Origin of the sequence: Legionella israelensis (genome assembly GCF_004571175.1) — a bacterium.
Classification (GTDB): domain Bacteria; phylum Pseudomonadota; class Gammaproteobacteria; order Legionellales; family Legionellaceae; genus Legionella_D; species Legionella_D israelensis.
Genome location: NZ_CP038273.1, coordinates 2,708,766 through 2,733,783 on the forward strand (window position 1 = coordinate 2,708,766; position 25,018 = coordinate 2,733,783).

Here is a 25,018-nt window from a genome sequence, read left to right on the forward strand (position 1 = left end):
TAAACGCTTGTGAATCAAACCCATTCAATCTTTACCTTCTGCCTTCAATAAGGCAGAATAACCCGTTTTCCTGGCGACCATAGCTGTTTGGTACCACCTGATACCTTTCCGAACTCAGTAGTGAAACAAACACGCGCTGATGATAGTGTGGGGTCTCCCCATGCGAAAGTAAGTCATCGCCAGGGCTTTTTTCCTTAAAGCGGCCGAAAAGCCGCTTTTTTTTTATTTAAAAATCTTTCCACTCCCTGTTTATCTTACTTCCAAACCCAACTAAGAAATAACCCCCTGGATTTACCGTATAATCCTTGCAGGATTATGCGGTAAATCGAAATTTATTAAATGCGCTTGAAGAACAGTTACGTAAATTACGAATGGCAAGACAATCCATGTTTCGTTTATATCATCAAGACAGCAAACGAGATAACAAAATTACAGTTTTAAGTTGTATAATAGAGGCTTATAAGGTGGGAAATCTTGACGTATTGCACTATTTCAATCGATCGGCAATGCAGCGTGATGCCCCATTTATAGATGAAAAAACTGCAAATACCTGGGACTCACGCCGAGAAGGCGGAAGCAGAACAGTGCAATTGGTTGAGGCTGCTTTTAATGACGCTTTAGATAAAATTCTGAAAATGAATGCTCAAGGCTGCGGTGTGATGGAAACTGGGGAAAATATTATTAATGCAAGAGAATATGTAAAAAAAATTTCCCGTAGATGAACCATCTGAGCATGAAAGTATTCGCATGCATGAATGATAACTACATCCGGCTGGTAAAAGAAGTTAAGATATGCCCGATAGTTTTTAACGAAGTTCATTCATGTCTACGTAAATATTTATTTTTAAGTTGAATATAATGTTTTGCGGAATATTCCAGATGCTTTATCTCATTCTTCGTTAAAATCCTCACTTCTCGAGCAGGGTTACCCAAATACAGATAACCGCTTTTCAGGTGTTTGCCCGGGGGTACGAGACTGCCGGCAGCAACAAGAACATGCGACTCTACTTCAACACCATCTAAAATGATGGCATTGATTCCAATTAAAGAAAAATCTCGAATTTGACAACCATGAAGTACAGCCTTATGCCCAATGGTGACGCCTTTGCCGATATACAGCTTCTCTCCTTTTCCTGTGTAGGGCCCTTCATGTGTGACATGAAGAATAGCACCGTCTTGCACGTTTGTCATCTCATCAATAAAAATGGAATTAACATCACCTCGAATAGAAGCATTAGGCCAAACGGAGGTATCATTCCCCAAGATAACATCACCGATGATTGTCGCTGAGGGATCAATGTATACTCTTTCCCCTAACTGAGGTTGTTTTGAATCAAATGATCGAAGTGTCATTATTTACACCATGGTGACGAATTCTTCAGCGCTGGTTGGGTGAATGGCAACGGTATTGTCAAAGTCCTTTTTACAAGCTCCCATTTTTATGGCAACTCCAAAACCCTGAAGCATTTCATCCGCACCGTAACCAATCACATGTAAACCGACAATTCGTTCTTCAGCCCCCGCAGTGATTAACTTCATAACGGTTGGAGTTTTGTCCTTACTGAGGGCATCAAACATTGGATTAAAGCGAGTTTGATATATTTTAATATTTTCTTTGCCATGAATGATTTCAGCTTCTTTTTCACTTAAACCCACTGTACCTATAGGAGGATGACTGAATACGACAGTACATATGTTTTCGTAATCTAATTTTGCATTTTCATGTGAACCAAACAGTCGATCAGATAATTTTCTGCCAGCAGCAATAGCCACGGGCGTCAGTGGGGGCGCATTGGTCACATCTCCAATCGCATATATACCTTTAACGGATGTATTTTGATAGGTATCTACCCCAATCAGTCCTCTTTGATCAGTAATGACACCAATTTTATCGAGATTTAGATCTTTGGTGCGGGGGGCTCTTCCTACAGCAGTGATGATGGCATCAAAATCCCGAATCACTGAGTCCTCCGGGCAAACAATTGATTTTTTTCCGTTTTTCTGTAGCTCGAAAGCTTTGGCTTTATGGTTGGGATGCAGATGAACACCTTGTTGTTTCATTATTTCCATTAATGTGTCGCCAAGCATGCTATCAAAACGACTTAACGGTGTTGCGCCACGCATAAATAAATGAGTTTCACAACCCAGACCATTTAATACTCCAGTAAGTTCAACACCAATATAACCGCTTCCAATAATGGCTACTTTATGAGGTTGTTCAGTTAAGGCAAAGAAACCATCCGAATCAATGGAATATTCAACACCGGCTATTTGAGGTTGAGCTGGCTCTCCACCGGTAGCAATAATGATATGTTTCGCTTTATAAGATTTATCATTGACGAGGAGGGTTTGCTGATCAATGAAATAGCCATGTCCTTGAATCCAGGTGATTTGATGTTGTTCAAATCGATTTTTGTAATTCTCTCGCAGTCTTGCAATATAGTTGTTTCGTCTAGTGACTAATGTCAACCAGTTAAGTTTATGTTTCTGGGAAGAAAAACCATAATCAGAAGCTTTGTGCAAATATTCGGCAACCGCTGAGGCATTAAACATGACTTTTTTAGGAACACAGCCAAGATTAACACAAGTTCCTCCCAAGTGAGCTTGCTCAATAACGGCAACCTTTGCGCCATGCTTAGCAGCTCTTACCGCACTGGCAATACCGCCACTACCTCCGCCTAAAACAATCAGATCAAATGAATTTGCAGCCATTTAAATGTGTTTCCTATAAATTTACCATAACTATAAATAATTTTTTATTTATTGATCTTTGCTTTCAAGTGAGATTTAGTTGCTTCATCTGCGAAAGCATGCTCAATAGCCATTGTTGTGATGGCCTCCATGGTTTCATCACTATATTGGTAAGACCGTTGCACTTGTTTGTATTCATGGGCGAGGTTCGTGCGCATAAAAGGAGGATCATCAGAATTAATGCTGATGTTGATGCCTGCGTCTAAAAGTTTCGGAAATGGATGATGGGACATATCGGGAAACAGGCCAAGGAAAATATTGCTGGATGGGCAAACTTCCAGAGCAATCCCTTTATCTTTAATCATAGCCATGGCCTCTGAGGAATGAATGGCCATAACGCCGTGACCTATACGCTTTATTGGCAGGTAGTTGATGGCTTCAATGACACCTTCTGCCGGAGCAAATTCACCGGCATGAACAGTACACATTAATCCACCGTCATGTGCAATTTGATATGCTTTTTGAAACAATTTAGGGGGAAAGCTGGCCTCATCGCCACCGAGACCAAAACCGACAACACAGGGCAATTTGTTTTTGATTTCTTGTTTTGCCACTCTTGTGACGGCATCAACACCAAAATGACGAACGGCAACAATAATGATTCGTCCTATGATATTATATTTATCTTCCGTGTCATTTATAGCTTGCTGTATAGCATGTAGATGTTCTATAGATGGAATTCCACTGGATTTTTCCGCATGATCCGGTGAATACATCATTTCTACGTAAATGGTATCCTCCAAAGCATTTGTTCGTAGATAATCAAAGGTTATGTCATAATAATCCTGTGGACTTTTGATCACAGAAGCAAGAACATCAAAAACGTTTAGAAAATCAAGAAAGTCTTTTGAAATATAGCTTTTATTATCCGCAGTAATTAAATTATCAGGTAGGCTAATTCGATTTCTATCGGCCAGTTTTCTGGCGAGCTCAGGAGAAATCGTGCCTTCCAAGTGTACATGCAGTTCAGCTTTTTTGATTGTGGACATTATTTGCTCTCATAAATTTTTAAATACTGACATAGTAACGTAGAAAAAAAAAGGATAAAATAGCATTTATAGCCAAGATTACGCACCATCGCATTTATAGAAAAATGAGACAGGTGCGAAAAGGCGGTTTATAGAAATTTTCTTTTTGCATACACATCAGGCTGGATATTTTATGAGTGATATTGATAAATTTTACGTGAGTCCTTACGACGAGTTTCTCTATAAATTTGATAGAGAACATGAAAAAAGCAAATCACAAGTAAAAGAAATAAAAAAACATGAGCGAATAGCTAAATTACGGGATGATCCGAATGCTCAGGATGAAAAAGAGAAAATATGGAGCGAATTTTAGGTAAAGAACTAAGTCTGCTCAATTAGAGTCTGAGTTATTTTTTCTTCTTATGAAAGCCGTTAATGGAAACCAGACAATTTAGCGGCCAACATGAAATTTACACATAGTGTGCTGGTAAATTTTATATAATCCGATGTATAATAGAGCTTTATTGGGTCAACAAGGATGGGTACTCAAAGGTCCATAACCAAGAAGGTGTTTTTATGTCCTTGAATGAAGCCAATGTATTAACCTCGGATACACAGGTAAAATCCTTAAACTGGAATAAAAAAGATACCGTGTGGATGCTAAGCCTGTATGGCACTGCAATTGGAGCAGGAACTCTTTTTTTACCAATAGGGGCTGGCCTTAACGGTATATTTCCTTTACTGTTGATGAGTCTTCTCATCTTTCCTATGACCTTCTATTCTCACCGAGCTCTTTGTCGTTTTGTATTATCCGGTTCTACCTCGGTCAATGATATAACCGAAGTGGTAGATGAGCATTTTGGATCAAGAATTGGTAATCTGTTAACCTTCCTTTATTTTTTCGCCATTTATCCCATCTTGTTAATGTACAGTATTGCGATTACCAATACTACCGAGAGTTTTATCGTTCATCAGATGGGGTTAGAAGCGCCTCCACGAGCTTTAATATCGATTGTTTTGATTCTTGCTTTAATGATTATTATTCGTATTGGACAACATATGGTGGTTAAATCAATGAGTGTATTGGTTTATCCATTTATTGCCATATTGATTTTTTTCTCACTCTATTTAATTCCCTACTGGAATGGGGCGGCTTTTCAGCAGGAAAATGTTATTGCAGCCGGCCAGAATCATGGCATATTGATGGCTTTATGGCTTGGTATTCCTATCATGGTCTTTTCTTTCAATCACTCGCCTATTATCTCATCTTTTGCTGTCAGTCAAAAACAAACTTATGGGTATCAGGCAGATGAAAAGAGTTCCTGGATCTTGAGAAACAGCCATATTCTCATGGTATCTACGGTTATGTTTTTTGTTTTTTCTTGCGTATTGAGCCTCTCACCTCAGGATCTGGCTCTGGCTAAACAACAAAATATCTCAATCCTTTCTTATCTTGCCAACCATTTCAATACGCCTTTCATTGCCTATGTTGCCCCATTTGTGGCTTTTATAGCCATTTCAAAATCATTTCTTGGGCATTATCTGGGGGCAAGTGAAGGTTTATTTGGCTTAATTGCTAAATCATTACGCAAGAAAAACTATCATGTCTGTCAAAAGAAGCTGCAATTGTTTATAGATATTTTTATGGTTATCACTTGCTGGATCATTGCTACAGTCAATCCAAGCATCTTGGGGATGATTGAAACTTTAGGAGGGCCGGTAATTGCCATGATTTTATTTTTGATGCCGATGTATGCAATGATTAAGGTTCCAGCAATGAAGAAATTTCGTCATTTGAAATCTGACATTTTTATAACACTCATTGGCTTTATAGCGCTGTCAGCCATTATTTACAGTATAATTTAAAGTAACATTGGCTTTCTTAGTCGGTGGTCTTGTATCCAGGGTATGGCATTTACCCTAAAATTGTTTTCCAAACGTTATGCCATATGACCATTCTCTGGAACCGCCTTCCACTATATCAAAATTAACATTAGGCAGGATTTCGATGCTCTGAGCAGGAAGAAAGATATAGCCTATCTCAAAGCGAGCGAGTCCCTTGTCAGGCTCACCTTTTTCAAATTTTATTCCCGGCCCAAAGCCAACTAGAAAATTATGAGGAAGATGCCAGATCATGGAAGAAATAATTTCATACTCATGTTGGCTGTTTTTATTGTTTGGAACATCCTCTGCCATAAAAGCGACAGCAAATGGAAATGAGATGATTCGATGATATTCCATTCCATAAGAAAAAAAGTTTCTACCGTCGCTTCTCAGTCCACCGATAAAAACACCAGCTACGTTTTTCTTTTCTGCACGCGCATGTTTAGGAGCTAAATATGGCTCAGCATGTAGCGATAAGGAGGACAATAATAAGAAAATAGAAATAAACAGACGATTTAAAAAAAGATAAAATAGTTTAAGAGAAGCCGATATACCGTATAAAATTAAAGAGAACTTATCTTGTCTTTTTATAGCCAATTTCCTTGCCACAAAATTTCTCCTGTTTAGCAGTAAATCGTTTTACATTTACCACGCGCTGTAGAATAACAATAGGACAGATAATAGAATAACACTCCATTGAGTGATTTTTCCTCCCGGTACCGTAAACGGCGTCTTAAATTTTTTCCTTCCATAGTAGCTCATTAATGCGGGAAGCAACAGTAGTAAAATAACGCAAAATGTTCCTGCATATTTTAGAGCATGGATATAGGCACCAGGATAAAAAATTACAATTAGCAAAGGTGGTAAAAAGGTAAGAAAAAATAATCCTATGCCATGTTTGCCTTGTTGTCGAAGCTTAAGTCCATCAGCAAGAAAACTATATAAACAGAGTGAAACACCTAGAAAAGCCGTTAGCATACAAATAGAAGTAAACAAATTGAAAAAAGAGGTAATGATTTGATTTTGTACTGTATCTGAGAGCATAGCCGCGAGTGAACTGGTGGTATGTGTGGCAAACATCAATGATTCTAAACTGTGTTCTCCTCTTGAAGGCAAAGTACCAATAATGACGGCATCCCATGCCAGATAGCAAAATAAGGGAATAAGAGAACCGATAAAGACCACTTTTTTTAAAGTAGGAATGTCATCATTAAAATAATCCCGTAAATTAGGAACGATGATGGCGAATCCAAAAGAAGTAATTAAAATCATCAAAGTGCTGCCAATGTAGCGAAATGTTCCATGTTCAAAATTAGCAGCTTGAACATAAGGAGCAATCAAAATAACCAGCAACAGATAAATGCCTAATTTACCAAACATAAGAAAACGGTTCGTATAATCAACATAGCGAATACCGCCATAGACCACCAGTCCAAAAAGAAAGGTAAACAGTGTGCTGGCCTGCCAGTCTTTAAGAGAAATTCCAAGATGAAAAACCAAGCTGCGCATGACATCTGCACCGCCGGAAATATAGGCCGACAGCAAAGTATATAAAAGAAACAAATAACTGAGCCAGGCAGTCAACAATCCTGTTTTTCCCAGTGTTTCTGTAGCCATGGATACCATGTGGGTTCGAGGAGGAAGGTATAGATTTACTTCCAGAATATAAAAAGCGCCGAGCGTCATTAATGCCCAGCAAAGAAGTAAAAATAAGGAAGATTGCCAGAAGCCTGCAGCTGCATTTGCAACGGGCAAAGCAAGCATGCCCGCTCCTATCGAAGTACCAACAATCAGAAGAATACCGCCAATGAATCTAGAATGCATACGAAAATCTTTTGTTAACTATTCATTATTTCCGGGCCTGATCTCCCTCTACTCACGAGGAAAAATGAATAGTATACAGAAAAATTGGCTCGGATAGTGCCGTTTCGGCAAGAAGACATGTTAACAAAACTATTTCGTTAAGCCAACATATGGGGGTGGGGCGACTTGAGCAAGCCGATCCTGAAACCATTGTATTTCCAAACGGCGATTTTGTGCACTGCCATGAATAATTTTATTATTGGAAATAGCATGTTTGTCACCATAACCTTCCGCGTTAAGGCATTGAGCTGGAATGTTATGCGCCCATAAGTATGTCAACATGGCTTCAGCGCGGGCCTGAGAGAGCGTTTTTTTATGTTTTTCTGAGCCGATATTATCGGTAAATCCGGCAATGTATATGGTACTTTTAGGATAAAGTTTTATCAGTTTTACAATATTAAATAATCCTGGATAACAAATATCATTGATTTGAGCACTATTAAATCTGAAATATTTATCAGTGGGTACAATCAAGGTCTTAGTATCACCATATTGTACAAATTGAATATCCTGATTCTGCAATTCTTTGATCAGCGCAAGACGGTCATTTCTGCGTAATATAGAGGAAGTTACTTTTCCACAGCAGCCAGTATATAAGGTGAAAGGATAATGTTGAAAATGATTGTGAGGAGGCCGAAAGCAACTTGTCAGGGAACAAATCAATAGTCCTGTAAGGGATAGCATTATTGTTTTTTTGAGTGACATGACCAGTCCATTACTCTTTAAAAGTTATCATTATCAATTATCCAGTAGTTTTTCGCAATTAATGATTGGCAGACAACCAATTTTCCAGATAGTTAAATAGCTCTTTTTCTTTTACAGGATTCTGAATAAGCCCAACGTATTTATCCGGTCGAATAAATATGAGCGCCGGATCGTTTAAAGCCAGTTTTTTATGGACTTTTTGTCCTTCATCATGCCATATCTGGCCTAGCCAACCTTTTTCGTCCCCAGGCTGACTCAAAATAAGATGTGTGGTCAAGACTTCTGGGTAGCGGTGAGTGAGCTTAGTTGCCAGTTCAATAAGGGGCTCTGGTTTTTGGTTAAGGCCGCTAAAGAGCAAGAGATGATGTTTTGTACCTTTTAAAATATCAAAGCTGGATATAGATGCACGGGTGGCCGGCTCAATAAAAAGAAGTTCCGGGCAGTAGGTGCCTGCTTTAATAGTACTGATGCGACCATTTTCGGTAACAATAGGACTTTTAGCATATGAAATGGTCAGTTCAGCCATGTCTTTCATGAATATTCTCTTAACCGGTTTAAAGGAAAGTAACATCTTGGCTATATAATTACGCAGACTTACCGCAAAAGAATTTTTTAGTAATATCATACGGGTCATGAGGTCTGTTTTTTTCAATACGTTTTCACCCACGGGATGCCGTTCAATCTGATAGCTGTCAAGAAGTTTTGGATTAGCCTGCTTTTTTTGTACCAGGGCGAGTTTCCATACTAGATTGTAAATGTCTTGTATACCGGTGTTTAATCCCTGTCCACCCATTGGACTATGAATATGAGCAGCATCACCCGCAAAAAAAATACGGTTATGACGATACTGTTCAATTTGTCGGTGATGAATAAAAAACTGACTCAGCCAAATGGGATCGCTTAACTTGGCTTTATCGGAGCATCTTTCCTCAAAGGCTTTTTTCATGTCTTCCATTGAGGGATCTTTCGTAGCTCCTTCCGGTGCAGTCATGACCAGTCGATAGCGTTTATTACCCATGGGGAAGCAGGCAAGAGGTCCTTTTTCACTGACATAAATGGCCATATAATCACCCGGCACATCCCAGTCTATAAATAAATCAGCAAGCCACCAGTTTTTATTATATTCAGCGCCTTTAAAATCAGCCTTAGTCTGCTTTCTAACGGTGCTATGTGCTCCATCACAGGCGATAAGCCAGTCGGCTTCGATGGTTTCCGTTTTCTCATCTGCTTTTTTAACGATAGCTTTGATTTTTTCCTCAGCTTGACTAAAGTCAGCAAGTTCAGTGTTCCATTCAACGTCCAGTCCTTTTTTCTGTAATTCCTGATATAAAATGGTTTCTGTTTTATTCTGCGGCAAATCTATCAAATAATGTCGGCTAGCTTCGATATCCTCAAAACTGGCATGGATTAGTTCTTTGCCTTTGGATTTGAAGATCACTCCCTTTACTTGATGCCCTTGAGCCAAAACTTCATCAAGAAAACCACAGTCGGCAAATACATCAAGTGTACGGATATGTATTCCCAATGCCTTGGATTTAACGCTTAAACCGCTTTTTTTATCAACAATGCGACAATTTAATCCATGTCGGATCAACTCATTTGCACAAAATAAACCCACAGGTCCTGCGCCGACGACCAAAACATCAATCTGATTTGTCATTATGCGGTAATCCTTTTCTTTTTTATTACATAGTTTTAACTCAATTTTGCTGCAGATGTCTATATCTGAAATTCAGCTTCTTCAGCAGGTCAATTTTATCGACAATACTTTTATTCAAATTCATGTGTTAGGGCATCTTTCAATTCTGGATAGCGGAATTGATATCCCGCCTCAATCAGACGTTTTGCTGCGACACGCTGACCCTTATTGATTAAACAATCGCCCATTTCACCAAATAAAAGACGAATAACTATAGCAGGTGTTTTTAATAACAGTGGTCTGTGCATGGATTTTGCCAGTGTTTTAGCAAATTCTTTTTGTTCTACCGGATAAGGGGAGGTGATATTAAACGCGCCAATGAGATCAGGATGTTCCAGCAAAAAAAGGTAAGTATGAACCACATCATCCAAATGAACCCAGGATATCACTTGTTGGCCGTCACCGATAACTGAGCCCAAGCCCAAATAATAGCTGGGAGTTAACTTTTTAAGCATTCCCTTGCCTTTTTTCAAGACCACACCAAAACGGGTAATGGTTACATTCATGCCATGATCAATCGCCAATTGAGTGGCCTGTTGCCAACGTGCTCCAACCAGATTGAGAAAATCACGTGGATGCTCAAATTCAATTGGACTGTTTTCATTAAAGGTTTCTTTATCGCCATTTTTTTGTAGGCCATAAATACCTACGGCGTTCGCACAATAAAAATGAGGTTTGGCATTTTGGCTGATTGCCCAGTTGATCAATGAGGTTGTCGTATCGACGCGAGAGTCGATGATTTTCTGCTTGACTTCTACTGTCCAGCGTCCGGCTGAAATATTATGACCGCAAAGGTTAATGACGGCATCATAGTTTTTTGCTTTCAATTCATCCAGTTTATCCCAGGTACATTGTTTTATTTCCTTGGAGAATTTATCCTGCAGTTTTGAGCTGTCTCTGCCCAGCACAGTGATTTGGTGATGATTTTTTAAAGCTTTTACTAATTCCTGGCCAATAAATCCCGAAGCACCGGCAATTAATATATCCATAAGCTTTTTTCCTTTTTAAAAGCGATCATAGGCTTACGTAGTTTAGTTGGAAATGTATTAACCCTCAAGTCACTCCCGTTAACGTCAGGACCTAGGAGGCTTTAAAATTTATCTTACAATCCTCTGGCTCTAAAATGCCTTCTAACCTTCCTCCTACATAGGGAATGTTATTATTTTTACGGTAAAACAGGCGGGGCGAACTTAGCGATTGAACCTCTCGGTATTTTTTTTCAAATTTCTCAATATCCCTCGTTCGCTTATCCATTCGATTTTGTAACAACTCGCCTAAAGTAGAGAGATCGCTTGATTCAAGCATAAATAAATTAAATGCTTCAGGGGATCGAAAATCATTTTCTCCCTCGTTGTCTATAATGATATCCCATAAACTTTTCTCTTCTCTACTGCCTTCTTTATCAATGGATGATGGAGGATCACGATAGTAAACCGAGCTTTCATCGCCAAGCTGTTTAAAGAGGTCTATAACTGGCTTATTTAGAAAATGACTGGCTTCTTGTTGCCAGGCAATGACTAACCACTGTATTAAATGAGTAAATTCACCATGAGGAGCATCACCAATGGCTGCGTCTTTTAATAAAAGACCATTGGAAATGGCTGCGCGAAATAATTCTGGGCGGACATTAGCCAATGTTTTTCCAAAATGGGGTTGAAAACCAAATTTTGCCAGTTCCTCTTCAAGAAACGTTCTTAAAACAGAGACAGGAAGTTTGTCATCGAATTCTTTTTTCTTGCTTTCCAGCAAGCTGTCAAGTTTTTTCAACTGAGCTAATACAGCCTGTTTGTCCATAAGAAATGCGGCAATTCTGGCGCAGTCTTCTATGAATTGACTATCGAGACTGACAGGTTTTTTTGTTTCAGGGGATTGCGAATCCGTTAAATCGTTCTTGACATTATTATCAAAACGGTACCTGATAAGATTTTCAAGTTGTTGAGTCTTGTCTGGGGAAGGTTGCCATTTTTCAGGGTCGACTGGAACGGGTATAACAGATTTTTTATATCTTCGCATATGAGTCACCTTATTTTACTTCTCTGGTATCCGAGGGGTATTGTTTGAGCTCGATGCTAACATATTGATTAAAAATATACAATATAGTTTGTTTTTTGTTCATCGCTTACTTGGAGGTCAAGCGACATAAACTTTGAAAATCACATTGTGTGCAAATGGATGAATGGATGGGGTGGGGCGCGCAATAACCGTCACTGAACTCTTTTACCAGATCATCCAATAGTTTCTTCCAGCGTTTTCGCTGCTTCGACCAGGACTCATCGTTTTTCAGGCTACGGTTATGAGGAATATTCAAATCTTTTTCACTGAAACTTTTACTGGTGATTTGGCCAGCTTTAAGCTGAATAAACATTAATGTTTTGATGGCCTCATCCAATAAAGCATATAAAAGCAATTGCGGCTCTATGGGCCTGTCTTCATTCCAAGGTTGACCAGCTGGGATGGTGGTTTTGTAATCGATAACCCATTTTTCCTCATCTTCCAGTTTATCTATTCTGTCCACACGCACTTTGAAATCCTGGTCGTGAATACGGAAAATAAAGTCTTTTTCAAGGGCCTCTATCGTAAAAGAAGGGCGCTGTTTTTCCCAGCTAAGGCAGCTGTATATCAATCGTTTCAAACGAGTTAATTCAACTTCCTTCATTAAGGATGGAAAAAGCTCATTTTTATCCATGAAGAAAATACGTAAGCTATCTTTGATAGCTGTCTCAATGCATTGATGTAATGCTTGCTCATCAAGAGATAATAGTTTTTGCTGATTGCCCAGTGAACGCCATATTTTTTCCATCACTTTATGAACAATCTGTCCGCGTTCCTGTGGATCCAAACCATCCTTTAGTCGGTTAGCAGGCTTGGCCCTTAGACGATGTGCTGCAAATGCACGAAAGGGGCATTTAGCCTGATTGGCAAGTAATGTTGTCCCTCCTGAAATCAATTCATCGGGCTGTAAGGGGATAACATAATTTTCTTTAAGAATATTTAGGGGCGGTAAGCTTGATTGCTCCGTCAAAACCACAGAAGGGATAAATTTGGCCATCTCAGTGATTAGGGGGCTGGGCAAGTTGGGTGTATCCCCGGATAATTCAGGGTAGCTGAAAACCGTCCTTTTACTGGCTCGTTGAAAGCGTTGGAGCAGCCTGAGCGCGAGTTGCCATTCGTGCTCAGGAGAGCTGTGCGGCATGTTTTTTTCACGTTGCAGAGGATAAGGAATGAAAGGAGAGAGCTGTGTTTTGGCAGGCAAGCATTGATCCGTTAATCCCATACACCAAAGGCTGTCGAATTCGCAACCGGAAGCCTCTAAAAGACCCAGTACCTGGACCGGTTTATTTTTTGATTCGGGCTGAAAAATGGTTTGTTGGGCCAAATCACGCAAGGCCTGGAAAGCTTCCTGAAAACTAAGTGTGGTAGAAATCAAAGCGAGTTGTTTGAAAGAATCAAAAAGTTCAAAAAAACGCTGGAAACATTGATGGTTCTCAGAATTCAGAGGAAGGTCTCCGGGAAAACCGAGAATCTCCAGTCGTTTTACAAAAAGCTCTATCCATTCATCAATGCTTGCTTTTATGGGGTAATTGTTTAGTTGCTCCAGACAGGAGGTTAATACAGGAAGCTGATAGCGGAATGTTTTAATCCACTGGGATAAAGCAATGTTTTTTTCACGTAGTAGAGAACTATCCTGAGCTGCCTGTGTTCTTTGATGAAATTCCCCGTCAGAACCTTTTAGATAAGCAGAATACAGCAATACCTGTGCCTGATGATGAGTGAGATGTCTGGAATTTAGAGAGAGGCAGATGAATGCATGAGTCACTAAGGGATAATGATTTAGGGACTGTCCCAGGGAAAAGTTAAAAACATCGTCCTTGATATGACGCTTGAATTGTCTCTGCAAAGTACGTGAGCGTTGTTGTAGGTCAGGAACAACAACAGCAATTTTCTTCTCCCCGCTATCAAGACGATCTAAAAGCCATTGAATCAATTGAGTGCATTCTTCTTCCTCGTCTTTGGCAATAAACTGCTCACTGCAGAACTCAATATCAGAACTCAGATCGTAAATATAATTCTGAATACCTTGCTGTATTGAATGTTTTTGCAAAAGTTGTTGCTGAGGAGTGAAATTGTCAAAACAGGCCCATATTAACGGCTGACTGATCAAGGAAAAACCTGTTGAAATCAAATAGTCAGTGAGTTGCTCTTCAGGCAGTACATTTAACTGTTTTAATTTTCTATTAAAAGCATGCCACCATTGTTGAAACTCTTCACATTGAGGTGTTTGTTTAAAGTTTTCATCTTCAGGGGATAGCTGCCATTGCAGACATGTACGCCATGCATCCATGACGGTATTGAGCAGACCCTTGCTGTAAGTAAAATCAGCTTGAGATTTGAGAACCTGTTCCCAAAGATAGCGGGTTTGAGGACCTGATAGTAAGATGGGACTTGCTGCTGGAAGCCTGTCGTTGAGAAGTAATCGTTGATGTATTTGTCTGATAAAAGCGGCAAATGGAAGGCAATGCGGCTTGGCAACAGTGGCCTGCTGCATATTATGATAATAATCATTGATAAGGCTCAGACTTAAACGATTATTAGGGGTTATGACATAACTGCCTTGCAAAAGCAATTCCATGAGAACCGTTTTATCTTCAATCAATTGCAGCATAAATACGTTGAGCCTTATTGAGTTGGCTGTTTTTTAAAATCGCTAAGATTAAAAGATTTAGTTAAGTAAGCGGGTGCGATCTCAACACGCCAGAGAACTGAAAATCCTGTTGAGAAAGAATACCAAAAAGAGGCGGTTAAAAACAGTGTCGCAAAACATGGCTGACTTTCTAACTATTCAGGGAAAGTCCCTCATCAGTAAATATTTGATTCCTTAATGAGAATGCTTCGCACGGTGCGGCGTGCTTGAGCGGTGCATTTTTGTTTTTTTCTCTACGGGAAGTACGCGGTTCATGTTTTGAGAATGCAAAATATCATAAGCCAGACGGCCGCGCAGATACATAGCTGCAAATCCTGAAACAATGGCCAACCAGAGACCTGCCAGAATAAAGGTAAAAAACAGATAAATAAAGTATAAATAGACATACTGCATGGGAGTTGTAACGGCAAATGCTTCGGTATGTTGTTGATAGATAAAAAATATGAGTGCCAGGTTATATATGGGTAAGGCAAGAATAACCATTAAAAATCCCCAGCCAAAGGTTTTTAATTTATAAGGTCTTTTACAATGGATGATCTTATTGGCAAACAGAGCGCCAAATATCGATGCTAAAATCACGGCAAAAAGAATGGACTGAAAAATAGGTAGAAGCTCAGCCACACCCAACACATATAACACAGTATCAATAATGATAGTGCCAATGATGGCAAGAAGCCCAAAATACACGGCAGACAATAACCGCACATTGGAAACTTGCATCGCTTCGTCTGTTTTATTCATATGTTCCATCCGTTAACCCGTCTTAATTTTATTTTAGTACAGAATGATTAATATTTGATTTTTGAGGTTATTTATTTGCATTTATTATGTAAAATTTTGTAAAAAAACAGATAGAACACGGAAGATTTACGCGGTGTCAACGGAGATGTCCTGATTTTGAATGATTTGTGTCTCTGTCGATTCTGTCTGCCGTTTTTGTCTTGAGAACAGCAGATACATCATGGGAACAAGATATAGCGAAAAAAAGGTACCGACCACTAATCCTCCAATAATGACAAAGCCCAATTGCTCACGGCTTTCACTACCGGCTCCTGTGGCAAGTATTAAAGGAATGGCGCCTAATATCATAGCACTGGTGGTCATTAAAATAGGTCTTAATCGTATCGTGGCACTTTCTACTGTAGCGGATAACTTATCTTTTCCTTGTTGTTTTAACTGATTGGCAAATTCTGTGATCATAATGCCGTGCTTACTGATTAAACCAATCAAAGTTACCATTCCAATATTTGTGTAGATATTTAAGCTTCCATTAAATAGCCAAAGGGTAAAAAGAGCGCCAATTAAACATAAGGGAACGGTGGTTAAGACTATAAAAGGATCGATAAAACTTTCAAATTGAGCGGCCAGCACCAGATATATGAATAACAATGCCAGGGCAAAAGCATAAAGACTATGCCCTGATGATTCAAGATAATCTTTAACGCCATCAGTGAAACGGTATTGAATGTCACTGGGTAATTGTTGTTGTAAAACATGTTCAACTTTCGCAATGACTTTATCCATGTGTGCATTTTCAGTTAATTCAGCGGTTATCGTTGCTGTGCGCATACGGTTTAAATGGGGTAGAGCATCTGGTCCGATACTGGTGTTCATTTGAATCAAGGCTGAGAGAGGAATCATTTCTTTTCGCTCACTCTGTACATACAGGCTATTAAGGATAGATACATCCTGCCTCAGGCTTTGATCCAGTTGAACGATAACTTTATAGGCCTGGCCATCGTAGTTAAAATTAACAGGATTGCTTCCTCCCAACGTGGTAGAAAGTAATTCAGCTACGTCTGCCAGATTAACTTGTAAATCTGCTGCAAGCTGGCGGTTAATATCAATATTGATTTGCTCACTGTCTAAAACCAGATTATTTTTAATCTGTCGTAATTCAGGTATGTGATTTAATGCTTTGATGACATCATTGCTGATCAAGTTTAAGCGTTTATAGGAGGTATGGCCTAATAAAGCAAAGCTGAAACGACTGTTATTGCTGTTTCGCCCCAAGGGATGAGGTGTGACGGGAAACACACTGACACCGGTGAGCTGTTCCATTTTTTTATTCAGCTCCTGACTGATTTGTTGCTGTGAGCGCTGGCGTTTTTCCCAAGGAACAAGTTTAAGCAAGGAAAATGCCCCTGAAGGTCTGACGGACATTAGATACGTTTGTTTTTCAGCCACGGCGTCATAAATGGATTCTAGTTCCCTGGCATATTTATCCGTATAGGCCGTACTGGAATTTGTTGGCGAAGATATAGGAGCGATGATATAGGATTGATCCTCAAGCGGCGCCAGCTCAGCTTTGATATGTTGATAACAGTAAACGCCTGTTAGAAGGCAGACAAGAATTAAAAGACTGAAAAATAATTTTTGTTTTAAAACATATTGCAGGCTAATTTGATACCAATGGGCAAGATGATTAAAAAAATTATCCAGCCACAATGTATAGCGATTTTTATGAGACTTGAGTAATTTTGCGCACATCATTGGTGACAGAGTCAAGGCCACAAGACCTGAAATCAGAACGGCAAGTGATAAACTGACACCGAACTGTAAAAAAAGTTTGCCGGTAAAGCCATCTACAAACCCCATAGGAGCGTAGACCGCAGCAAGTGTGATGGTCATTGCGATAATGGCAAAAGTGATTTCCTGGCTGCCTTCTATTGCCGCTTTAATGGCTGATTTACCTTGTTGCATATGACGATGGCAATTTTCCAGAACGACAATGGCATCATCCACAACAAGCCCTATAGCAAGAACCATCGCCAATAATGTCAGGGTATTTAAATCAAAACCAAGCAATTGCATTGGCCAGAACGTGGCAACAAGACAAATAGGTATCGTCACAATGGGGATTAAGGCAGAACGCAGATCGCCAAGAAACAAAAAAACAACCAGAGCAACAAACAGGACGGCCTCAAGAAAGGTTTTAAACACCTGATAAATCGATTGTTTAATATATAAAGTAGAATCAAATACAACAGAGGCTTTAAACGACTTTGGGAAACTGCTGTGCAGTTGTTTAAGCGTTTCATAAATTCGTTGAGCGACATCGACAGGATTTGCGGTAGATTGAGCAAGAACGGCAAGGCCTATAGCCGGTTTGCCATTTATACGTAACAAGTTTTCTTCGTTTTCATTGCCGATATTCACCTGGGCAACTTCCGAAAGACGAATGAGGTGGTTATTTTTTCGAGTAATGACTAAATCAGCAAAATGTTTGGCTTTATCGATACGTGCCTGTGTGACGACAGTATAATAACGGTTTTTACTCTGAATTTGTCCGCTTGGAATATCAATGTTTTGTTGAGTAAGTGCTTTTTTAATATCAGAAACCGTGATTTTACGGGCGGCCATTTTTACCGGATCAATAGCTATTTTAACGGCATATTCCCGCGCACCGTAATAACTCACTTCACCGACACCGTTGATTTCCTGTATAACAGGTTTGATGAAACGATTGACATAATCCGTGATATCCAAAGCAGAACGTTGTTTGTCTTCAAAGCCCAATACCATGACAGGATTGGCATTGGCATCGTTTTTTCTGACGGAAGGGGCGTCACTGCCTAAGGGCAGCTTGCGTTGGATGGCGGACATTTTATTGCGAATATCATTCACGGCTTCATTGACATCGGTTCCCAATTGGAAATCAACCGTAATATAGCTTTTACCTAATTTAGAGGTTGAATTAATACTGTCAATGCCGGGAATACCGGACAAGGCATTTTCGATAGGAATGCTGATTTCTTTTTCAACCAACTCAGGACTTGCACCTTCATATTCTGTGCTGATGTTTACAACTGCTTTATTAATGTCCGGTAAGTGCCTTAAAGCCAGTCCGGAAAAGCTTAAAAGACCGGCAATCATCAAAAGAAAAGTAAAAACAATGGTAAAAACAGGACGTTGAACGAAAAATTGAGATAAACGCACTTAATATCTCCTAAGCCTGTTTACTGTCGATGACCAGACTGCCATCTTTTAATTTGTGCTGTCCTCTGACAATGACAATATCACTGGCCACAAGTCCCTCTTTAATTTCAGTCATATCGGCATGATGTGTACCGGTAATGACATTCACAGCAACGGCTTTATGATTTCGAAGCACAAAAACTTTTTGACCGTTAATGGTTGGAATAATGCTTTCTTCAGGAATCAACAGACGTTTTTTTTCGTTGCCAAACTGATGAGTGATACGAACAAACAATCCTGAATACAGAAGATGATCCTTATTGTCAATCAATGCTTCAACCGCGACCGTGCGTGTATCTTTATCAATAGAAGGACCCATGTAATTGACGACACCGGTATAGTGTTTATCAGGAAAAGCTTCGGATACCACAGAGACTTTCTGACCTCTTTGAAGTTGGCCAAGATAGCGTTCGGGAACTTGAAATTCCACCCGTAGTTGTTGATTGGCAACCAGGTGTACTAAGGGTTGGCCCACATTGACATATTGCCCGATACTGATTTGCCTGGAGCCAAGGATGCCGGTAAATGGTGCACGTAAATTAAGTTTTTCAACCTGAGCACGTTTAACTTTGACCAGGTTTTCCTTTTCTTTTAAGTCAGCAAGGGCTTGATCCAAAGCTTGTTCAGAAGCAAGATGACGTTTTGCCAATTCACGGGTGCGTTTGAAATTCATTTCACTGAGTTTCAGATTGCCTTCGGCAGAAGCTAATTCCGTTTTATAAATGGTTGCATCCAGTTGAATTAAGAGTTGACCTTTTTTGACTCGATTACCCGGCTTAAAGTGAATGGCTGAAATCTGGCCTGCTAATTCAGAGCTGATATCGATGCTGTCCGTACTGTTGAGGCTGCCGAGCGTTTCATACTGATCAGCAAACCTTGCTTCAACAACAGGACTGGTTTCTACTGAAACCGGTTTATTTTCTATCGCCGGGGGTGGAGAAGGTTTTTTTGAAAATACAGAATAAGCTGTAGTGATAATAGCAAGGAGAATGATTCCGAACAGGGCTATCCGTTTAAACCTCATGTTTTTGTTCATTATGAATTCAATATGGTAAGGGATTATAAAATATTAAAGAATAAATTTCAAAAAAATCGGAAAAATCGGACCAGTTATATCGAATTCACGATAAATTTCTATCGACATATGAAACGATCGCAAATTTGGTTTTTTTCAGCCCCTATGAGCCAACTAAATTGTATAAATTAACTTATGGACTAATCTTTATTATAGGAGAAAGGAATATTATTTTATAAGGAGAGTATGATGGATTTATTATTTTTAATTATTTTAATATTGGTGTTAATAGCCGTCTTGCCTGCCTGGCCTTATAGTCGTGGATGGGGATATTATCCGAGTGGCGGGATAGGGCTGCTGTTACTCATATTGATCCTTCTGTTTTTGATGGGAAGAGTGTAAATAGAATATTATTATATGAACACATCATGTCCACATACCATTTTGCATGGGGCTTCATGCTGCCAAAATTTTTTGTACGGATAAACAGTTAAACGATCAGATGCTATACCTGGCCGTCGATTTAATTCATAACTTATTTTGAATTTTGTTCTTTTTTTGCCTGATCGATTGCAATCGCTATGGCGCGACCTTCTTCATACCCCTCTTCAAGTAATTTATTAGCGATTTCAATTGCCTTATTTCTAGTTGAAGTATCTAAATTTTTCATTGAATCTGGATAGTTTGATTTCGTCCATGGCATATCTATCTCCTTTTGGTATATAGCAGACTCTTTTAATTAACTTTTTTAAATATAGACAACTTCTTCAATTAATTGTAAAAAGGAATAGCTTCTTTAACGTGAATTCGATGTAACTGTTTAAGGATTATCCTGCAAAGAGAAAATATATTGAAAACCCAGACCTTTTGTGATCTTATTTGTTTTTTCTAAGAACAGTAATAGGATACAAGAGGCCTGGAATGGATAAGTTAGTCGAATTATTCTGTATTGTCGATGATTTTTGTCAAAAGTTTTTACCAATCTTTGAGCAGCAACTTATAAATATTTCAGGCAAAGTCAGGAAGAAACCCTGTAGCCTGTCTATGTCCGAAATAATGACGATAGTGATACACTACCACCAATCCAATTATCGAAACTTCAAAAGCTATTATTCTTATGTTTTGCAGAAAGATTTACGTCCCTATTTCCCAAAACTGGTCAGCTATAGCAGAATGACTGAGCTGATGCCATCTTGTATAGTGCCATTAACGGCATTTTGCCACAATCAATCAAAGACTCTAACTGGCATTTATTTCGTAGACTCAACCCCTATTGAGGTCTGCCACGTTAAAAGAGCGCAACAGAATAAAACATTTAAGGGGTTAGCGGAGAAGTCCAAATCAACTATGGGATGGTATTTTGGTTTTAAACTTCATTTGGTGGCCAATGATAAAGGTGAGCTAATGGCTTTTAAAATAACCTCAAGCCGAACAGATGACCGAACGGTTGTGCCCGATTTAAGTAAAAATCTGTTGGGTAAAATGATTGGAGATAAGGGATATATTTCCCAAAATCTGACCGAGAAACTTGCTGAAAGAGGCTTGCAACTACTGACCAAAGTCAGAAAAAATATGAAGCAAAAAGTGCTCGATGCCTTTGACAAAGTCCTGTTGAGAAAAAGAGCCATTGTTGAATCTGTTATTGACCAATTAAAAAATATTTCAAATATCGAACACTCAAGGCATCGTTCTGTCTTTAATTTTATGGTCAATATCTTGGCTGGTTTGGCAGCTTATGCACTTAAGCCAAAGAAACCTTCCTTGAATATTGAAAAAACATTCGTGGCTGTCGTTTGACCAGTTATATCGAATTCACGTTTCTTTAGTTAAATGAAGGAAGAATAAATATATATATGGATATACTTTTTGAATCATTAAAGATGATTGGAATAGGCGTAGCTGTATTTTTATATGCTATTTTTCTGTTGAGAATAGCAAAGACAAGGATTCGGCTTAAAAGACCTTTTGATTTCGTCATCATAATATTAATCGGTTCCTTACTAAGTAGGATAATTAATGGTAAAGCAGAACTAATTCCAACTTTACTTACTACCTTTACTCTCATTATGCTTCATAAATTATTTGCATTGATTTCCTATCATTCCGATTGGATTGGACGAGTTTTGAAGGGAAAAGAACAGTTATTAATAGAAAATGGTGAGATTAATTGGGAGCATATGAAAGAAAGTAAAATTACGGAAGAAGATTTATTAGAAGAAGCAAGAAAAAATAAGATTTTGCGGATTGAGACAATCAAAAAAGCTTATTTGGAAAGAGATGGAAATATCAGTTTTATTAAAGAATAGTGTCAGTGTAGTTTGGTATGAGAATTAGAAGATATCCTTAAAAGAATTGGGTGATGCAATTCCCGTGTTTATTCCTATGCGATATCAAATTAGGGAGTTGATTTTCGAAAGAAGTAAATAAAGCTAAATATGTCCTTGATTTAAGAATCGTAAGTCGAGGTTTTCTTTTGCTGACTCTAATAAGGTCTTTCTCCGATTGCCAGAATTTCCAACTTCTTTATTTTTATAAGCAGACGTATGGGGATGGATCCTAAATAAAAAATATATCGCTCTGTCCATGAGAGATAGGGGCTATATTGAGCCAAATAAGGGGTATGTCGCTGCTGTTTTCCAAAGCATGAACTTGATAAGTACCAATATAATAAATATCGCCTGCTTTTACAGAATGGTTTTCGAAATTGCTCGCCGTTTCTGACATTTTATCTACATCTGCAGTGTGAAGTATTCCTTCCCCTTCTTTAATAATAAAAATGTCCATCCCTGTTTTATGCCAATGTTTACGCTGTTTTCCTGCCGGAGAAAGATAACCACATGCGAAAGCAGCCTCAGGTAATTGCTCGAATAATTTAAGGATATTAATATTTGTTTTGCCTTGAGGAAATTGTTCTTTTTCTTTCAGTACTTCAAAATAATTAAGAATACGCATCTTGATGCTCCTGAAATTTTTAACATGAGTTTTTAAATTAAGTTTAGTAGATTTTTACAACTAGTTATCAACTTGGCGTGTAAGCCGCAATCTGCCTCATATTTATCTAATCTCTTGGTATCAAAAGCTCTAGGCTCTGTGCACTTATCTTTTATCGTAGCGAAAATTTGGGTGATTTGCAGCCGGTAAGATAAGTGCACAGAGCCTAGGGAGCTTAAGTCTATGAAATGCAAGGCGGCCTAATGCGAAAGAAACGAACAGGACCTATTTAACGCTTGATGAGTGCTGTTGTCATGATTGCTGCTATTGCCAGAGACGTTAACGAAATTAAGAAGCTCCAATCATATCCTCTTGGAATTTTGTGAATTAAATAGGACATTCCATAAGCACTTAGAGTTTGACTTACTGCAAAAAAAGCCGTCATAATTCCCCACAGCAAAGAATAGTCCTGGTGGGGAACCATTTCGCTTAATTGTGCGGAAGAAAGAGAAACGATACTTAAAAATAGCATTCCCATCAATAAACTGGAAAGCATTATCAGAACAGGGTTATGCGGAAGTATAATCAATAGAATGGCTAAAATACCTATTAGATATGCGGCTATTAAACACTCCGTAACACCGATGCGATCAGCAATCAAGCCACTGCTCAAGGTCCCTACTACAGTCCCTATACCAAATAAGGACCAATTAAAACCAGCCAGTTCAGTACTGTAATGGAGATTACTTATAATATATTCTATAAGAAAAAGCGTGTGTGGCGTAAAACCAATACCAAATAAGAAATAAGCGCCTGCAAGTATAAAGAAGGGTAAGTTCATTCTATTATTCTGCAGAGCTTTGGGATGTGGAACTTGAGCGCTATCTTTTGAAGTTGGCAAGTTAAACCAGGCAAACAAGCCCGTTATTAAAGATATTAACCCTAAAATAAACCAGGTAAAGCTTAACCCAACTTTAATGGTGTAAGGAATCACAGTTCCTGACAAGACGATACCTAGCCCAATACCTGTAAATATTACTCCCCCTGTTATACCTTTCAATTTTTCCGGGGTATTTGAAAATATAAGCGAAGATGTGGTGACCATCAATAATGCCCCTCCGAATCCTGCTAAAAACCTCCAAAAATCCAACCAATAGAATCCGATGGGAAACCCGCATAAAAAAAGGCTGATCACACAGGATATTAAAGCACATTGTATGGCTTTTCGTTCTCCTAATACATGAGTACACGACTTGGCGAAGATTGCGCCAAGAAAATAACCGAGAAAATTTATCCCGCCAAGATAGCCGGCTTCAAGTTTATTTAACCAATGATGATCAATCATTAACGGCATGATGGGAGTATAAGCAAAGCGGGCTATACCTACTCCAACAAGCATGCAACATAATCCAGCCAAGGCATAGATAATGTTTTTTGAATGAAGGGATTGCATATTTTCCTTGAGATATTTTTATTGCTGTATTATATGGAATCCTTAATTACTCATGTTACGCCGCTTCGTCTTTTTTGCCTCGTGTCTTCTAAAAAATACTATGCTGCGTAACATGAGTTAATCATTTTTAATTTATTACAATGGATTAGGTAATTCTATCGATTGCCGGTGTTTCTTCATTGACTGTCGAGAGGAGGTGGCTTATTTCTTGGTTAACCACTCCCCCAACACCTCGATGATTTTCCGTGCCTGATCTTCACTGGAAATATTAAATTTGGATTTTTGCCAATATTGGTTATTTCTTTTTTGATAACGGCGAATAGTATATTTTACTGGTCCAAATTCCTTTTTTACATTATCCCAGTCTTGATATTGAAAAATGATGGTTGTCCACGCCCCTTTAGACAAGATATGTTTATCCAACTCACGCGTGGTTTCGATGCCGTTTTCCTTAAATGCAACGGTTAAATCATCAATATGCTCTGCCATTTACAGTTATCCATTAATTTTATTTGACGATGGATTGTAATCTTCCATTGACAAAAGTCAAGGTAACGGATGGCTGATATTGATCTGCCTGATACGTCCATATTTCAGTTTTGTTATCGCCTGGTAGAATCCGGTTAATGTACGTTTTATTGACGAGAGAAGGATTGCCACAGGTATTGTAGACGGCTGCGACAGGACTGCCAACTTCCACACTGCTGCCACAGATACTAAAGGCATTGGTTGAGGAGCCGTTAATCCGCGCAGAAGCTACCTTATTGTTTATGATATCTACTTCTAATCTTGCTCCGCCATAACCGGTTGGAACACTCCACACTCCATAAAAAGCTTCTCCGGTACCTTGATTGTTATATATAAGTTGAGTTACTGGCACTTTTTCTGTAACCGGTTGGTTAGATTGCTCTTTTTTTATGGGTTGCCCGCAGGCATTGATAACCTCGTCCTGAGTCATCCCTGTATTAATGTATTTATGATTTCCTGGGCAATAATAGGAATCCAAAGCAAAAACCGACAAAGGCAACATCATAAGAATCAGAAGAATAAGAGGTGCTTGTTTCATGAT

At 38.9% G+C, this 25,018-nt stretch carries 24 protein-coding genes and 1 rRNA gene; 7 read left to right on the forward strand and 18 right to left on the reverse strand.

Translation table 11 applies throughout. The features are described 5' to 3' along the window. The first annotated feature begins 69 nt into the window (after positions 1-69). Positions 70-185 (forward strand): 5S ribosomal RNA (gene rrf, locus E4T55_RS12440). 120 nt (positions 186-305) lie between these two features. Next, positions 306-722 carry a hypothetical protein gene (locus E4T55_RS12445; protein WP_058501354.1) on the forward strand — a complete coding sequence of 139 codons (417 nt, stop codon included), beginning with the start codon at positions 306-308 and terminating at the stop codon, positions 720-722. A 94-nt stretch (positions 723-816) separates the two neighbouring features. On the opposite strand, the gene E4T55_RS12450 is transcribed toward E4T55_RS12445, so the two are convergent. From E4T55_RS12450 to E4T55_RS12460, 3 genes are read right to left on the reverse strand one after another with little or no spacing between them, the layout of a single operon-like run. After that, positions 817-1,353: a gamma carbonic anhydrase family protein gene (locus E4T55_RS12450; RefSeq protein WP_058501353.1), complete on the reverse strand. Its 537-nt coding sequence runs from the start codon at positions 1,351-1,353 to the stop codon at positions 817-819. Between the two features lie 3 nt (positions 1,354-1,356). Beyond that, on the reverse strand, positions 1,357-2,712 hold the full coding sequence (gene gorA / locus E4T55_RS12455; protein WP_058501352.1) for a glutathione-disulfide reductase: 1,356 nt from the start codon (positions 2,710-2,712) through the stop codon (positions 1,357-1,359). A gap of 44 nt (positions 2,713-2,756) precedes the next feature. Further along, on the reverse strand, positions 2,757-3,740 hold the full coding sequence (locus E4T55_RS12460; RefSeq protein ID WP_058501351.1) for an adenosine deaminase: 984 nt from the start codon (positions 3,738-3,740) through the stop codon (positions 2,757-2,759). Positions 3,741-3,912: 172 nt separating this feature from the next. Between E4T55_RS12460 and E4T55_RS12465 the strand changes: the two genes are divergently transcribed. Together E4T55_RS12465 and E4T55_RS12470 are read left to right on the forward strand one after the other, a co-directional pair. Next, a complete protein-coding gene (locus tag E4T55_RS12465) occupies positions 3,913-4,092 on the forward strand; it encodes a CBU_0585 family protein (RefSeq protein WP_058501350.1) in 180 nt (59 codons plus the stop codon). A 203-nt stretch (positions 4,093-4,295) separates the two neighbouring features. Continuing rightward, entirely contained in the window at positions 4,296-5,585 is a 1,290-nt protein-coding gene (locus E4T55_RS12470) for a serine/threonine transporter (protein WP_058501349.1), read from the forward strand. Between the two features lie 54 nt (positions 5,586-5,639). Here the strand turns inward: E4T55_RS12470 and E4T55_RS12475 are convergent, their stop codons facing one another. The 10 genes from E4T55_RS12475 to E4T55_RS12520 all read right to left on the reverse strand — a co-directional run bounded on the left by E4T55_RS12475 (position 5,640) and on the right by E4T55_RS12520 (position 19,574). After that, complete coding sequence (locus E4T55_RS12475; RefSeq protein WP_058501348.1) at positions 5,640-6,212, reverse strand: hypothetical protein; 573 nt, start codon at positions 6,210-6,212, stop codon at positions 5,640-5,642. 36 nt (positions 6,213-6,248) lie between these two features. After that, positions 6,249-7,427, reverse strand: coding sequence for an amino acid permease (locus E4T55_RS12480; protein ID WP_058501347.1), 1,179 nt, complete (start codon positions 7,425-7,427; stop codon positions 6,249-6,251). Positions 7,428-7,556: 129 nt separating this feature from the next. Continuing rightward, positions 7,557-8,171, reverse strand: coding sequence for an OmpA family protein (locus E4T55_RS12485; protein WP_058501346.1), 615 nt, complete (start codon positions 8,169-8,171; stop codon positions 7,557-7,559). A 58-nt stretch (positions 8,172-8,229) separates the two neighbouring features. Further along, positions 8,230-9,831, reverse strand: a complete 1,602-nt coding sequence (locus E4T55_RS12490) for an FAD-dependent monooxygenase (RefSeq protein ID WP_058501345.1) — start codon at positions 9,829-9,831, stop codon at positions 8,230-8,232. Between the two features lie 110 nt (positions 9,832-9,941). Further along, on the reverse strand, positions 9,942-10,859 hold the full coding sequence (locus E4T55_RS12495; RefSeq protein ID WP_058501344.1) for a TIGR01777 family oxidoreductase: 918 nt from the start codon (positions 10,857-10,859) through the stop codon (positions 9,942-9,944). Positions 10,860-10,950: 91 nt separating this feature from the next. Then, positions 10,951-11,883, reverse strand: a complete 933-nt coding sequence (locus E4T55_RS12500) for a LirA/MavJ family T4SS effector (RefSeq protein WP_058501343.1) — start codon at positions 11,881-11,883, stop codon at positions 10,951-10,953. A gap of 106 nt (positions 11,884-11,989) precedes the next feature. Then, on the reverse strand, positions 11,990-14,533 hold the full coding sequence (locus tag E4T55_RS12505; RefSeq protein WP_058501342.1) for a PD-(D/E)XK nuclease family protein: 2,544 nt from the start codon (positions 14,531-14,533) through the stop codon (positions 11,990-11,992). Positions 14,534-14,746: 213 nt separating this feature from the next. Further along, entirely contained in the window at positions 14,747-15,313 is a 567-nt protein-coding gene (locus E4T55_RS12510; protein WP_058501341.1) for a hypothetical protein, read from the reverse strand. A gap of 126 nt (positions 15,314-15,439) precedes the next feature. Then, positions 15,440-18,511 (reverse strand): efflux RND transporter permease subunit, encoded by a 3,072-nt coding sequence (locus E4T55_RS12515; protein WP_058501340.1) that lies wholly within the window; start codon positions 18,509-18,511, stop codon positions 15,440-15,442. Between the two features lie 10 nt (positions 18,512-18,521). Then, positions 18,522-19,574: an efflux RND transporter periplasmic adaptor subunit gene (locus E4T55_RS12520; protein ID WP_058501339.1), complete on the reverse strand. Its 1,053-nt coding sequence runs from the start codon at positions 19,572-19,574 to the stop codon at positions 18,522-18,524. A 237-nt stretch (positions 19,575-19,811) separates the two neighbouring features. Between E4T55_RS12520 and E4T55_RS12525 the strand changes: the two genes are divergently transcribed. After that, positions 19,812-19,967, forward strand: coding sequence for a DUF3309 family protein (locus E4T55_RS12525; RefSeq protein WP_223168314.1), 156 nt, complete (start codon positions 19,812-19,814; stop codon positions 19,965-19,967). 133 nt (positions 19,968-20,100) lie between these two features. Here E4T55_RS12525 and E4T55_RS12530 read toward each other — a convergent pair whose 3' ends face one another. Next, positions 20,101-20,268, reverse strand: coding sequence for a DUF2188 domain-containing protein (locus E4T55_RS12530; RefSeq protein WP_115325217.1), 168 nt, complete (start codon positions 20,266-20,268; stop codon positions 20,101-20,103). A 218-nt stretch (positions 20,269-20,486) separates the two neighbouring features. Between E4T55_RS12530 and E4T55_RS12535 the strand changes: the two genes are divergently transcribed. Both E4T55_RS12535 and E4T55_RS12540 read left to right on the forward strand, forming a co-directional pair. Then, on the forward strand, positions 20,487-21,362 hold the full coding sequence (locus tag E4T55_RS12535; protein WP_115325218.1) for an IS982 family transposase: 876 nt from the start codon (positions 20,487-20,489) through the stop codon (positions 21,360-21,362). A 56-nt stretch (positions 21,363-21,418) separates the two neighbouring features. Further along, a complete protein-coding gene (locus E4T55_RS12540; protein ID WP_058501606.1) occupies positions 21,419-21,871 on the forward strand; it encodes a DUF421 domain-containing protein in 453 nt (150 codons plus the stop codon). A 250-nt stretch (positions 21,872-22,121) separates the two neighbouring features. Here E4T55_RS12540 and E4T55_RS12545 read toward each other — a convergent pair whose 3' ends face one another. The 4 genes from E4T55_RS12545 to E4T55_RS12560 all read right to left on the reverse strand — a co-directional run bounded on the left by E4T55_RS12545 (position 22,122) and on the right by E4T55_RS12560 (position 25,015). Continuing rightward, complete coding sequence (locus E4T55_RS12545) at positions 22,122-22,517, reverse strand: cupin domain-containing protein (protein ID WP_058501607.1); 396 nt, start codon at positions 22,515-22,517, stop codon at positions 22,122-22,124. A gap of 268 nt (positions 22,518-22,785) precedes the next feature. Further along, the gene (locus tag E4T55_RS12550) at positions 22,786-23,949 is read right to left on the reverse strand and encodes a YbfB/YjiJ family MFS transporter (RefSeq protein WP_058501608.1); all 1,164 of its coding nucleotides are present in this window, start codon (positions 23,947-23,949) and stop codon (positions 22,786-22,788) included. Positions 23,950-24,150: 201 nt separating this feature from the next. Further along, positions 24,151-24,438 (reverse strand): hypothetical protein, encoded by a 288-nt coding sequence (locus E4T55_RS12555; RefSeq protein WP_058501609.1) that lies wholly within the window; start codon positions 24,436-24,438, stop codon positions 24,151-24,153. 19 nt (positions 24,439-24,457) lie between these two features. Beyond that, positions 24,458-25,015 (reverse strand): DUF2845 domain-containing protein, encoded by a 558-nt coding sequence (locus E4T55_RS12560; protein ID WP_058501610.1) that lies wholly within the window; start codon positions 25,013-25,015, stop codon positions 24,458-24,460. Positions 25,016-25,018: the final 3 nt, after the last annotated feature.